Annotated in this window: 14 protein-coding genes; 5 read left to right on the top strand and 9 right to left on the bottom strand. The window is 65.4% G+C overall.

The features are described 5' to 3' along the window. Nucleotides 1-355 precede the first annotated feature (355 nt). The 6 genes from soxB to soxX all read right to left on the bottom strand — a co-directional run bounded on the left by soxB (nt 356) and on the right by soxX (nt 4610). On the bottom strand, nt 356-2104 hold the full coding sequence (gene soxB / locus XH93_RS03250) for a thiosulfohydrolase SoxB (protein ID WP_194472369.1): 1749 nt from the start codon (nt 2102-2104) through the stop codon (nt 356-358). A 183-nt stretch (nt 2105-2287) separates the two neighbouring features. Then, nucleotides 2288-2596 carry a hypothetical protein gene (locus XH93_RS03255; protein ID WP_371814918.1) on the bottom strand — a complete coding sequence of 103 codons (309 nt, stop codon included), beginning with the start codon at nt 2594-2596 and terminating at the stop codon, nt 2288-2290. A gap of 8 nt (nt 2597-2604) precedes the next feature. After that, complete coding sequence (soxA, locus tag XH93_RS03260) at nt 2605-3462, bottom strand: sulfur oxidation c-type cytochrome SoxA (RefSeq protein WP_194472371.1); 858 nt, start codon at nt 3460-3462, stop codon at nt 2605-2607. Next, nucleotides 3459-3770 carry a thiosulfate oxidation carrier complex protein SoxZ gene (gene soxZ, locus XH93_RS03265; protein WP_194472372.1) on the bottom strand — a complete coding sequence of 104 codons (312 nt, stop codon included), beginning with the start codon at nt 3768-3770 and terminating at the stop codon, nt 3459-3461. Before soxZ ends, soxA begins: the two co-directional genes overlap by 4 nt. A gap of 22 nt (nt 3771-3792) precedes the next feature. Continuing rightward, nucleotides 3793-4287, bottom strand: coding sequence for a thiosulfate oxidation carrier protein SoxY (soxY, locus tag XH93_RS03270; protein WP_194472373.1), 495 nt, complete (start codon nt 4285-4287; stop codon nt 3793-3795). Between the two features lie 32 nt (nt 4288-4319). Further along, nucleotides 4320-4610 carry a sulfur oxidation c-type cytochrome SoxX gene (gene soxX, locus XH93_RS03275; RefSeq protein ID WP_194474977.1) on the bottom strand — a complete coding sequence of 97 codons (291 nt, stop codon included), beginning with the start codon at nt 4608-4610 and terminating at the stop codon, nt 4320-4322. A gap of 406 nt (nt 4611-5016) precedes the next feature. Here soxX and XH93_RS03280 point away from each other — a divergent pair, with 406 nt between their 5' ends. Then, nucleotides 5017-5706, top strand: coding sequence for a DUF938 domain-containing protein (locus tag XH93_RS03280; protein ID WP_194472374.1), 690 nt, complete (start codon nt 5017-5019; stop codon nt 5704-5706). Here XH93_RS03280 and XH93_RS03285 read toward each other — a convergent pair. Next, nucleotides 5697-6569, bottom strand: coding sequence for a protein-L-isoaspartate O-methyltransferase (locus tag XH93_RS03285; protein ID WP_194472375.1), 873 nt, complete (start codon nt 6567-6569; stop codon nt 5697-5699). The genes XH93_RS03280 and XH93_RS03285 overlap by 10 nt on opposite strands. An 81-nt stretch (nt 6570-6650) precedes the next feature. Here XH93_RS03285 and XH93_RS03290 point away from each other — a divergent pair, with 81 nt between their 5' ends. From XH93_RS03290 to XH93_RS03300, 3 genes are all read left to right on the top strand, one after another. After that, nucleotides 6651-7142: a type II toxin-antitoxin system HicB family antitoxin gene (locus XH93_RS03290; RefSeq protein ID WP_194472376.1), complete on the top strand. Its 492-nt coding sequence runs from the start codon at nt 6651-6653 to the stop codon at nt 7140-7142. Nucleotides 7143-7435: 293 nt separating this feature from the next. Then, nucleotides 7436-8680 carry an MFS transporter gene (locus XH93_RS03295; protein ID WP_194472377.1) on the top strand — a complete coding sequence of 415 codons (1245 nt, stop codon included), beginning with the start codon at nt 7436-7438 and terminating at the stop codon, nt 8678-8680. Between the two features lie 132 nt (nt 8681-8812). After that, on the top strand, nt 8813-10030 hold the full coding sequence (locus tag XH93_RS03300) for an MFS transporter (RefSeq protein ID WP_194472378.1): 1218 nt from the start codon (nt 8813-8815) through the stop codon (nt 10028-10030). A 100-nt stretch (nt 10031-10130) separates the two neighbouring features. Here the strand turns inward: XH93_RS03300 and XH93_RS03305 are convergent, their stop codons facing one another. Together XH93_RS03305 and XH93_RS03310 are read right to left on the bottom strand one after the other, a co-directional pair. Then, on the bottom strand, nt 10131-10625 hold the full coding sequence (locus tag XH93_RS03305) for a VOC family protein (RefSeq protein ID WP_194472379.1): 495 nt from the start codon (nt 10623-10625) through the stop codon (nt 10131-10133). A 115-nt stretch (nt 10626-10740) separates the two neighbouring features. Further along, nucleotides 10741-11286, bottom strand: a complete 546-nt coding sequence (locus tag XH93_RS03310) for a carboxymuconolactone decarboxylase family protein (RefSeq protein ID WP_194472380.1) — start codon at nt 11284-11286, stop codon at nt 10741-10743. 164 nt (nt 11287-11450) lie between these two features. Between XH93_RS03310 and XH93_RS03315 the strand changes: the two genes are divergently transcribed. Further along, a complete protein-coding gene (locus XH93_RS03315; RefSeq protein WP_194472381.1) occupies nt 11451-12635 on the top strand; it encodes an acyl-CoA dehydrogenase family protein in 1185 nt (394 codons plus the stop codon). Nucleotides 12636-12760: the final 125 nt, after the last annotated feature.

Genomic DNA, 12760 nt, shown 5'->3' on the forward strand with positions numbered 1-12760 from the left:
CCGTACAAACACCATCCCGTCGCCTTGAGAAGGTGTGAAGCTTTGTCCTCACCCACCGCTGTCATCGCCCGGCTTGACCGGGCGAACTAGTACGCTGCGGCCTCTCGGTTCATTCACCACTGCCTCTGGAATACTGGATCACCCGCCTGCGCGGGTGATGACAGGTGTGGGTGAGGACAAAGCTTCACACCCTCTCAGGATGACGCCCAGGTGTCGGGTGAGAGGCCTAGATGGCCGCGAATGTTACGACCAGATGTAGCTGATGGCACGATGGTGGCGTCACCCCGTCATTGCGAGGAGCGAAGCGACGCGGCAATCCATTCGGTCCGCGCGGCAACACTCATCCGCCGCCGCGTCATCCAAGCTTTGTGATGCCCGGATTGTCGTCGACGCCCTTCAGCGTCACGCCGGGCGCGTCGCGGTTCGGCGGCCGGCCGGCGCGCAGGTGCTTTGCCACCACGTCCCAGACAGGCAGCCCGCTCTGCTGATTGACCGAGGCCCAGCCCGCGACCTTGTAGCTCTTGCCGGCCTCGAGATGCTTTCCGCTGGCGAGCTTCAGCTCGGAGATGCGCTTGCCCACGGTCTCGCCCGGCGTGCAGGTGTAGGCGAGGCCGCCGACGCGGACCATGTCGCCGCCCTGCTGATAATAGGGATCGACGTTGAACAAATTGTCGCAGACGTCCTCCAGCACATCCTTGATCTGGTGGCCGGTCATGGTGGCGACGTAAGTCTCGGGGTAAGTGATCGCGGTTTCCGACAGCACGTCTTCCATGGTCAACGGCTGGCCCGCGAGCGTGGTGAGGCCCCAGCGGAAACCCGGCGACAGCGCGATCTCAGCCTCGAGCTCGTTGAGCAGCGCGTCGCAGATCAGTTGGTCCACGGTGCCGGAGAAATTGCCGCGGCGGTAGAGCAGGCGGTCGGCGGCGGCGAGCTTGTCGTCCCAGTCGTCGACATAGGGCTGGCGCATCTTGTCGATCAGTGCCTGCATCGCCGGATCGGGCTTCAGCAGTTCGGCAAATACTGGCAACAGGCGATAGCGGACGTTGGCGACCTTGCCCTTGGCGAGGTCGAGATCGAGCACACCGATGAACTTGCCGTTAGAGCCGGCATTGGTGACCAGCGTGACGCCGCCGGCATTGGTCACCGTGATCGGCAGCGGGATCGCGTCATGGGTGTGGCCGCCGAGGATGACGTCGATGCCGGTGACCCGGCTGGCGAGCTTGAGATCGACATCCATGCCGTTGTGCGACAGCAGGATCACCGCCTCGACCTTGTCGTTGGTGCGGTGGCCGTCGACCAGCTTTTGCAGCTCCTCGTCACGGATGCCGAACTTCCAGTCCGGCGTGAAGCGCTTTGGGTGCGCGATCGGCACGTACGGGAAGGCCTGGCCGATAATCGCGACCCGGTGGCCGCCGATCTCCTTGATGATCGATGGCTTGAACACGCGGCCCGAGGCCGGATCGAACGCCTTGGCGTCGTTGAACGCGGCCTCTTCGGTCAGGAACACATTCTGCGCCAGAAACTCGCCCTTGAAGCGGGCGAGATTGTCGCGCAGCACCTGCTCGCCATAGGTGAATTCCCAATGCCCGGTCATCGCCTCGATGCCGAGCAGGTTGGCGGCCTCCACCATGTCGGCGCCCTTCATGGCGTTGGCGAACCCGGTGCCCTGCCAGAGGTCGCCGCCGTCGAGCAGCAGCGTACGCCGCTCGCCGACATCGGCGCGCAGCTTCTCGACTAGCGTCTTCAGATGGGCAAAGCCGCCGAGCCGGCCGAAGCGGGCGGCGGCCTTCTCGAACTCGACGCAGCTGAAGGCATAGGCGTCGGCGCTGTCGGGGCGGATGCCGAAGCGGTCGAGGAATGCCTTGCCGACCAGATGCGGTGGCTGGCCAGCCATCGACCCGACGCCGATGTTGACGCTGGGTTCGCGGAAGAACACCGGCTTCAGCTGGGCATGCGTGTCCGTGATGTGCAGGATCCGCGCATTGCCGAAGCGCTCCAGATCATAGACGCTGGCGGTATCGACGCCGCGGGCAAGCCGGGGCAGGCCGGCCGTCAAGGTCGCGGCGACCGATGCTTTCAGGAAATCCCGGCGGCGGATAATCATCACTCTCTCGGCACTTGGTTCGAAGCCACGCGGGCGGTGGTAGGGCTCTCTCCCCCCTTGCGGGGGAGAGTTGGAGGGAGGGGTGAGCCACGAACACCGCCCGTGCGGCTCACCCCTCTCCCTAACCCTCCCCCGCAAGGGGGGAGGGAACCCTTTCGCCAATGCCTCCCTAACCCCTATGTGTCAGCGAACTTCCATGTCCTTCCAGCGTTCCTTTTCGCTGGTGGCCTGGAAGATCGATGCCTTTGCCAGGGCTTCGGCCTCCTTGGCCTGCGCCACCGCGGTGTCGAAATCACCAGCATCACCGGCCTTTTTTGCGGCAGCGAGCGTCGCGGCGGTCGTGGTCCACTGGTTGCGCAGGGCGCCCGCCTCCTTGTTGGCGGCTTCGGCCGCGGCATAGGCCGCCTTGTAGTCGGCCTCGGAGGCGGCGAGCGCAGCGGTCGCGCCCGCGAGCAGCAGGGCGGCTGCGGCGAAGATCGTGGTCGCTCTCATGGCGGGTCTCATGGCCTGGCTCCCGGCCCCGAGATCGGCAACCCGTTGCTGACATAGGACAGATAGTATTCGAGGTTGCGATACTCGTCGTCCTGCGGATTGAGCGGCACGCCACGGATCTGGCTGTTGCAGGTGGTGAAGCGGCGGCTGGTGGTGCCCATGCCTGACCATTCCGAGCGGTAGATCGGCATCGCATTCAGGATGCCCAGCGCCGGCGCCAGCACCTCGGCGCGGATCCGTTCGCCCGGGCTCTGGATGTGGCAGGTGGCGCAGGAGAAATTGAGCTGGCCGCGGCGGGTGTAGAAATACTCCTTGCCCTTCTGATAGGCCTCGAGCGCCCGCGGATCGTTCGGGATCTTGATATCCATCAGCTTGCCGCGCGAGGTGAAGGCCATGTAGGCGGTGAGCGCCGCCATGTCATCCCTGACATAGGAGAACGGCGCCTCGCCATTGGCCTCGCGGCAACGGTTGAGCGCGAGCTCGAGCGTGATGACCTTGCCTTCCTTCTCGTCGAAATAGGGATAGTTCTGGCGGATGCCGATGCCCTGGTTCGGAAAGCAGTCGGCGTAGGTCTTGCCGTTCTTGAACGGCTTTGAAAACATTTCCTTGCCGGCCTCGAGCGAGAACTCGTAGGGCGGAAACTGCTCCTTCTCTTCCCACTGCCGGTGCAGGTCCTCATTCATCGAATAGGGACCGTTGACGAAATCCTCCAGCTTCAGCTTGGGGAATTTGTCGGTGAAGAATTTTTGGAAGGCGGCCTTGTCGGCGACGGGATCGACGGTGTCGGCCGCATGCGCCGCCGGCGCGACGGCCAGAACGCCGAGCGCAAGCGCGGCGGCGGTGCGGATTGCAAGACGCAGCATCATTGAATCTTCGCCGTGGTGCTGTCGGTCGCGCCCTTGTTGTCGACCCAGCTGACCTTCAACTCGTCACCCTTCTTGCCGCCCTTGAAGGCGAACTTCACATAGGGGTCCTTGGAGACGCCGCCGCCCCAGTCGGCCAGGAACACCGGCTTGCCGTCATATTCGAAGGTGAGCTGCTGGATGAAATGCGGCGGAATGATCTCGCCCTTGGCGTCCTTGACGAAGCCGGAATCCATCGGATGCTGGATCAGCGCCTGCACCTCGGTGGTGTCGCCGTTTGACATGGCGCGCACGCGAATGCTCGATGCCATCTGATTTGTCCCTTGGTTAGGCTCAGCCGCCGCAGCCGCCGACGGTGACCTTGATTTCCTTGACCGCGCTGTAGAGCTTGCCGCCGGCTTCGACCAGCACGGTGACGTTGCTGGTCTTGGCCATCTTGATGCGGTTGGCGACGCTCGGCAGCGTGCCGGCCGGGATCTTGTATGACGCTACCAGCGAGATTGGGTTTTCGCTGACCAGGAACGAGATCGAGCTGACGTCGGCAAGCGTCGTGGTGGCGGAGATCGGCACCACCGCGCCGTTCTCGGCGATCTCGGGCGCGTCCATCTTGATCTTGTCCGAGGGCTCGGCGGTCTTGCCATAGAGCGCCTTGATCGCCTCAGCCTCGGTCTTCTGCTTGAATGCCTCTTCCGGATATTTGTCGTTGGCGGCGGCGAGCGCCTGCGGCACCTCGAACGGAATGACGCCGAGGCCGATCAGCGCGGCGACGCCGGCGCCCTTCAGCACCAGGCGGCGCGTTCTGAAAAATTCGTTGCTTGTGATCTCCATCGGAAAATCTCCCAAAAGCGAACGCTGCGGCATCACAGCGTCTGCAAAAAATCCACCACCGCGCTGATTTCCTTCTCGGATAGAATCCGGTTGCGGCCGAACGGCGGCATCACGGTCAGCGGGTTGCGCTTGGTCTCGTCAGATACGATCGCGATCAGCTCGTCGCGGCTGTACTTTGCCTTCAGCCCGCTCAGTTCGGGGCCGATCGTGCCGGGCAGATCGCCGCCCTTGATGACGTGACAGGTCAGGCAATTGCCCTTGCTGCGTTCGAACGCGAGCTTCTGGCCTTCGGCGACCGATTGGGCCTGCGCCGGGCCGGCCATTGCCGCGCCTGCCAGCAGTGCCAGAACCAAAGCTGACTTGGAAAGGGTGACGATCAAGGACGTTTCCCGGAGCTTCAATCTCGATGTTCCCATCGCAATATAAAGAGTGGAAAGCACAAAGGCCATCGGCTGGCAATGTGGAGAATAGGCGAGGCGGAGCGGGCGGTTAATAGTGCCGGGGGCGCACGTGCTGTATGTCCCGTCATCCTGAGGTGCGAGCCCTTGCGGCGCAGCTGCGCCGCAAGGGCGAGCCTCGAAGGATGAATCGGTCCGGCTGGTGGCCGTGCATCCTTCGAGGCTCGCAAGGGCTCGCACCTCAGGATGACGGATTAGACAGCCTAGCGCGGGGTTCCAACTTTGCGGTTAGGGCCGATGGAGGCTACAAACAGGCTGACAGGAGAATGCGGTGGCAGAATTCGTCGTGGAGTTCGGCAAGGACGGCAGCCCGGTGGAGGCCGACGGGCGGCTCGACGCGGCGGCGTTCCACCGCAACCACGCGCCGATCTGGGCGGTGCTGAAGAACTTCCTGGCCGGGCAATCCGGCGACGTGCTCGAGGCCGGCAGCGGCACCGGTCAGCATGTCGTGTCGTTCGCCGGTCATACGCCTGACATCGTCTGGTGGCCGAGCGATCTGAATGACGCGCATCTGCGCAGCATCGAGGCCTGGCGCGTGCATGCCGGCCTCGGCAACATCCGGCCGCCGCAACGCATCGATCTGTCCGATCCGGCCTGGTCGGTCGCACCGTCGGACGGCAAAGGTCCGGACAAATTGCGCGCGATCTTCTGCGCCAATGTGATCCACATCGCGCCTTGGCCGGTCGCCGAGGGCCTGTTCGCCGGCGCTAACAGGCACCTGCGCGCCGACGGGCGGCTGTTCCTCTACGGCCCGTTCAAGCGCGACGGCAAGCACACCGCGCTCAGCAACGCGGTGTTCGACACCTCGCTGCGCGAACGCGACGCCGAGTGGGGCGTGCGCGACATCGCCGATCTCGAGAAGCTGGCTGACAGCGTCGGCCTGCGATTGGCCGAGACGTTCGAGCTGCCGGCCAACAACATGATCCTGATGTTCGTGCGCAAGGATGCGGCTCAATCGTAAGCCAGGCACCAGCCGTCGCCGCGCAGCCAGCAGCGCGCGTCGGCGATCTCCCCGTCGCGGCAGAGCCGCGTCACCTTCTGCCAGCCGCCGCGGGCGAAGGCTTCGGCCAGCGCCTGTTCGGACGCCGCGTTGCGGCCGCCGTCGCAGGGGATGATCGCGACCGGTGAAATCCACGTGGCGTGATAGTCCGCGCCGCTACGCCTTATCAGGAACACGGCGCCGGATCGCGCTATCTGGTCCAGCGCGCCACCCTCGAATCCTTCGTCCGATGTCAGCGGCAGGATCAGCCGGCCGCCATCGGCAAGTCTGTCGAGCCAGCGTGCGGCCGGCTGGGTGCAGCCGGCGTTGACGTAGATGACGTCGGCCGTGTCGAACGCCAGCTGCGTGCCGTCGCCCTGGATGATCTCGACATTGCCGTAGGGCGCGAGGTTGTCGCGGGCGCGCGCGGCGAGTTCGCCGTCATATTCGATGCCGGTGACTCGGCCGGACCGTCCGACCAGATGCGCCAGCAGCGCCGTGTAGTAGCCGGAGCCGGTGCCGATATGCACCACGTGCTCGCCGGCGGCGGGCGCGGCCTGATGCATGAGATAGGCGTGCAGCGACGGCTGCCCGTTGTTGAGCCGGCGTTCGGGGACCAGCGCGACCAGGTCGTCGGTGTAGAGATAGACCGGATCGGCATCGGGCGTCGGCACATAGTCGCGGGCCCACCAGCGCAGCATCAGCCATGGCCCGGGTCCGACGAAATCCTCGCGCGGCACGGCGGAGAAGGCGGCCGCAACGCTGGGATTGACGACATTGGCGGCGGCCATGATCTGCTTGGCATAGGCGGCGCGGATGATGCGGAGCTCGGCTTGCCGGTCCATGGCGGTGCTGTCCCTCGCGCGATGTGTCATTTGACACACAGCAGGTGTGTGAAATAGCATACTGCGATGACGGAGGCCAGAATGAAGAGGCGGCTTTATCCGGCCGTGCTGGAGCGCGGTCCGCGCGGCACATTCGGCGCATGGTTTCCGGACTTTCCGGGCTGTGTCGCCGCTGGCAAGTCGCAGGAGGACGCGATCGGGCGCGCCGAAGAGGCCCTGGCGCAGACCGTCGACGGCTGGGCCGAACAGGGCCGGCCGCTGCCCGAGCCGACGCCGATCGAGCAGATCGTGCCGCCGAAGAGCTCGGACGTTGCCGCCTACTTCATCGTCGGCGTCGACCCGCCGGATCCGTCCGAGCGGGTGAATGTCTATCTGCCGAAGAGCCTGATTGCGCGGATCGACAAGCACGCGGCATCGATCGGCATGAGCCGCTCCAGCTTCTTCGGCTTTGCCGCGTCGATCGCGCTCGAGTGGCGGCTTCCAACAATGCGCCTGACGCCGCCACGCTCCAAGGTGCACAAGACCGGCGCGCTGCGCGCGGAGAAGAAGCCGGGCAAGAAGGGCGCGCGGTAGCGCGCCTGCCTCTAACCCGCGCCCAAGCTCCATCACCGTCACCCTGAGGTGGCCGCTTCTTCGGCGGCCCTCGAAGGGTCGACGGCCCGGCTGGTGGCCGATTCATCCTTCGAGGCTCGCAAGAGCTCGCACCTCCAGCGACAAAGGCGAAGCCTTTGTGCGGGGATGACGGAATTGGCAGTGCACTTCCCGCATAGCCTGCGTCCGTTTGCGTCGGTTGATCGGCACATCCGGCGTCTCCATAGTGCGCGCGACACGGGGCTCCCGCCGGGGCTTCAGCCGCGGGACTGCCGATGATCGACGTGACAGCTTTGGATGAGACCGCCGACGACGCGCGGGCGCGCAGCAATGTGTGGCGGCTCGCGGCGGCGCAGGCGCTGACCGGCGCCAATTCGGCGGTGATCTTCGCCACCGGCTCGATCGTCGGCGCGACGCTGGCGCCGGACGTCTCGCTCGCGACCGTGCCGCTCTCGATGTATGTGCTCGGGATGGCCGCCGGCACGCTGCCGACCGGCGCGATCTCGCGTGCCTATGGCCGGCGCACCGCCTTCATCATCGGCACCTTCTGCGGCACGCTGACGGGCGCGCTCGGCGCCTGGGCGATCCTGCATTCGGCGTTCTGGCTGTTTTGCGGCGCGACCTTCCTCGGCGGGCTTTATGGCTCGGTGGCGCAATCCTATCGCTTCGCGGCGGCCGACGGCGCCAGCGTCGCGTTCCGGCCCAAGGCGGTGTCGTGGGTGATGGCCGGCGGCGTGTTCGCCGGCGTGCTCGGGCCGCAGCTCGTGCAATGGACCATGGATTTCTGGCCGCCTTATCTGTTCGCGTTCTCCTTCGTGGTGCAGGCAATCGTCGCGCTGGTGGCGATGGCGGTGCTGTCGGGCGTCGATGCGCCAAAGCCGGCGGCGGCGGATCTGCATGGCGGCCGTCCGCTGCTCGAGATCGCCAGGCAGCCGCGCTTCATCGCCGCCGCGCTGTGCGGCGTGATCGCCTATCCGATGATGAATTTGGTGATGACCTCGGCGCCGCTCGCCATGAAGATGTGCGGGCTGTCGGTCAGCGATTCCAATTTCGGCATTCAGTGGCACATCGTGGCGATGTACGGCCCGAGCTTCTTCACCGGCTCGCTGATCGCGCGGTTCGGCGCGCCCGCAATCGTCGCGCTCGGGCTCGCGCTGGAAGCGGTCGCCGCGATGATCGGTCTGTCCGGGATCACCGCGCCGCATTTCTGGGCGACGCTGATCGTGCTCGGGGTCGGCTGGAATTTTGCCTTTGTCGGCGCCTCCGCGCTGGTGCTGGAAACCCACCGGCCGCAGGAGCGCAACAAGGTGCAGGCGTTCAACGATTTCCTGGTGTTCGGCATGATGGCGATCGGCTCGTTCTCCTCCGGCCAGCTGCTCGCGCATTACGGCTGGAGCGCGGTCAATCTCGTCGTGTTCCCGCCGGTGCTGCTTGGCCTCGCCGTGTTATCATTCGCCTCGCTCGCGAAGCTCCGGGCGAAATTGCGTGCGGTGGACGAGATTCCGGATCCGAGCATCTAATTCTTGCTGCCAACTGCTGACAGTTCGATCCAGATCGAAATGATCGGCTTGCAAGGCTCCTTACATCAAGGCTTCCTGCATCGTGACAACGGATCAATCCGGCCGTGACGATGTGAGAAGCAAGAGCAAGAAATGGACGCATCCTCATACCCCCCGCAAGATGAAGCCTCGCTGCGCTATGAGGGCTGGCGCATCGTCGTCGTCTGCTTCCTGCTGGCGACGTTCGGCTGGGGGCTCGGCTTCTACGGGCAGAGCGTCTACGTCGCCGAGCTGCAGCGGCTGCGCGGCTGGCCGGCGTCGCTGATCTCGTCGGGTACGACGTTCTTCTATCTGTTCGGCGCGGCGCTGGTTGCCTTCGTCGCCGAGGCGATCAAGGCGTTCGGCGCACGCCGCTGCCTGATTGCCGGCACCTTCGCGATGGCGATCGCGGCGGTTGCGATCGGCGAGGTGCGCGAGCCGTGGCAGCTCTATCTCGCCAATGCGCTGCTGGCGTTCGGCTGGGCCGGCACCAGCCTCGGCATCATCACCAACACGCTCGGCCTGTGGTTCGACAAGAAGCGCGGCATGGCGATCAGCCTGGCGCTGAACGGCGCGAGCTTTGGCGGCATCGTCGGCGTGCCGCTGCTCGTGACCGGCATCGGTTATTTCGGCTTCTCCGGCGCGATGATCGCCGCCGCGGTGCTGCTGGTCGTGGTGATGGTGCCGGTGATCCTGCTGTTCGTCGGCCGGCCGCCGGCGCATCTGCATGCGGTGACGGCGGCCGCGGCCGACGCGCCGTCGGCAACCCAGGTGCGCGCGCGGGCGCTGCGCGACATCAGCTTCCTCTCGGTCTCGGTCGCCTTTGCGCTGGTGCTGTTCGCCCAGGTCGGCTTCATCGTGCATCTGATCGCCTATCTGGATCAGGTGATCGGCCGCGAGCGCGCCACGGTGGCGATGGCGCTGCTGACCGCGATGGCGGTGGTCGGCCGCGTCTCGTTCTCCTTCGTGATCGACCGGCTCAACCAGCGCCTGGCCTCGGCGCTGTCCTTCACCAGCCAGGCGATCGCACTCGCCGTCATCATCAACGTGCACGACGATGTCGCGCAGATCGCGGCCTGCGCGCTGTTCGGTTTCTCGGTCGGCAATCTGATCACGTTGCCGGCGCTGATCGTGCAGCGCGAGTTCGATCCGCGCGCTTTCGGCGTGCTGGTCAGCCTGATCACCGCGATCAACCAGATCACCTATGCGTTCGGTCCCGGCGTGGTCGGGCTGCTGCGCGATCTCTCCGGCAGCTATGCGCTGCCGTTCTACGGCTGCATCGGCCTCGAACTGATCGCCGCGGTGACGATCATGGTTCGCAGACGGGCGTAACTCGTAGCCCGGATGGAGCGCAGCGTAATCCGGGAGCAGTCTCGCCCAATGGAGAGACCCCGGATTTCGCTGCGCTGCATCCGGGCTACGGACTACAATGTCAGGCCACCCGCTGCTTCAGCAGATCGTCAAGATCGAGCCGCCGCGTGAACATCGCGAGCTTGCCGTCGGCGTCGCGCGGCCATTCGGCCTTGGGGCGGTCCCAGTACAGCTCGACGCCGTTCTCGTCGGGATCGCGCAGGTACAGCGCCTGGCTGACGCCGTGGTCGCTGGCGCCGTCGAGCGGGATGCCGGCGGACAGCACCCGGTGCAGCGCATCGGCCAGCGCCGGGCGGGTCGGATAGAGGATGGCGGTGTGGAACAGGCCGGTGGTGCCCGGCGGCGGCGGATGGCCGCCCTTGCTCTCCCAGGTGTTCAGCCCGATGTGGTGGTGATAGCCGCCGGCCGAGATGAACGCCGCGCCGGAGCTCATCCGCTGCTGCAGCTCGAAGCCGAGCACGCCGCAATAGAAGCCCAGCGCACGCTCGAGATCGGCGACCTTGAGATGGACATGCCCGATCCGCGTGCCCGCGATGATGGGAGGATTTTGCGGCATGGCTGGCTCCGTCGTGCCTTGCCGTCAGCGGCAAGGCTTCTCCCACTGATATAGTACGAACCCGGCCAGACGAGAGCGATCGATCCCGAAACGCAAGGTTTCCGGAACCGCCGTATCAGCCGAGCTCCGACAGCTCGCCGCCGGGCAGCTGGAACTCGAACGTGTTCAGCGTCATCGACACCATCGTGTAGTAGCCGCAGAGGCCGATCACCTCGACGAGGCCGCGCAGGCTCAGCACCTCGACCGCCTCGTCATAGAGTCCCTTCGGCAGGCCGTGGCCTTCGTGCAGCGCCTTGGCGACGTCGTAGATCATCTTCGCCTTGGGATCGTCGAAAATAGGTGTGCGGCGGACGCGGATGTCCTCGATCAGCTTCGGATCCATGCCGCCCTTCAGCGCGAGCCGCTTGTGGGCGTACCATTCGTAATGCGCGGTCCAGTGCCGCGCGGTGACGAGGATCGCGATCTCCGACAGCTTTGGCGGAAAGATGGTGTCGAAGCGCAGCACTTCGCCAAGCCGCGTGGCATGCCGCGCCATCTCCGGGCTGTTGAGCCAGGCCATCATCGGCGCCGGCGGCGCGCCGCGCTTGCCGGCGATCGACTCGTCGTAGACCTCTTTTTGCGCTGGGTTCATTTCGCCAGGCGGAAGGAGCTTGATCCGCATGTCCGTTTCCTCTTGTTTTTCAATTGCCGCCCACTTCGCCGATACACCCGATCGCACGAGGTGACCAGCGGCGCCACGGCATGGCGCGGCCGCAAGACATATTGAATTCCACGACGCGGTGGCTAAGGTCGTTTGCAATTCGTCATATTTGACCGGAAACGCACATGGCTGACCTCGAGACATTCCGCAGCGAGACCCGCGCCTGGCTGGAGCAGAACTGCCCACTGGAGATGCGCAAGCCGATGACCTCCGACGGCGACACGTTCTGGGGCGGCCGCAATGCAAAATTCTCCTCGGAGGCGCAGCGCGTCTGGTTCGAGCGGATGCGCGACAAGGGCTGGACCGTGCCGCATTGGCCGAAGGAATATGGCGGCGGCGGCCTCGACGGCGAGGAGGCCAAGATCGTGCGCCAGGAAATGGCGGCGATCGGGGCGCGGGCGCCGCTGACCTCGTTCGGCATCTCCATGCTCGGGCCGGCGCTGCTGAAATACGGCACCGAGGAGCAGAAGAAGGAACATCTGCCGAAGATCACCGCCGGCCTGATCCGCTGGTGCCAGGGCTATTCCGAGCCGAACGCCGGCTCCGACCTCGCCTCGCTGCAGACCCGCGCCGAGAGCGACGGCGACGACTACATCATCAACGGCCAGAAGATCTGGACGTCCTATGCCAACTACGCCGACTGGATCTTCTGCCTGGTGCGCACCGATCCGGCGGCCAAGAAGCACGACGGCATCAGCTTCATTCTGTTCGACATGACGTCGAAGGGCGTCACGACAAAACCGATCCTGCTGATCTCGGGCTACTCGCCGTTCTGCGAAACCTTCTTCGACAATGTGCGGGTGCCGAAGTCGCATGTCGTCGGCACCGTCAACCGCGGCTGGGACGTCGCAAAATATCTGTTGCAGCATGAACGCGCGATGATCTCGGGCATGGGCGAGCGCGGCGTCGGCCGTCCGCTCGGCCAGATCGCGGCGGATTCGATCGGCGCCGACGCGCAGGGCAAGCTCGACGACGCGCAGCTGCGCAGCCAGATCGCAAGCTTCGAGGTCGACGAAGCGGCGCTTGCCGCTGCGGCGGAGCGCGCGGTCGATCTCGCCAAGGCGGGCCAGTCGCACCCGGCGTTCTCGTCGGCGATGAAATATTACGGCACCGAGCTCAACAAGCGTCGCTACGAGATCCTGATGTCGGCCGGCGGCATCGACGCGCTGGAGTGGGAAAGCGAGCGCTCCAAGGGCGGCGCCCGGCCGCGCGCCTGGCTGCGCACCAAGGCCAACTCGATCGAGGGCGGCACCAGCGAGGTGATGCTCGGCATCGTGGCGAAACGCATCCTGGATTTGCCGGGAGCCTAACCGTCGTTCCGGGGCAATGCGCAGCATTGAACCCGGAACCTCGAGATTCTCAGGTGCGCAATTGCGCACCGTAGTTCGCGTCTGCGACGCGTCCCGGAATGACGTACTCAGAGATACTCGCATAG

The sequence above is a fragment of the Bradyrhizobium sp. CCBAU 51753 genome (genome assembly GCF_015291565.1).
GTDB lineage: Bacteria > Pseudomonadota > Alphaproteobacteria > Rhizobiales > Xanthobacteraceae > Bradyrhizobium > Bradyrhizobium ivorense.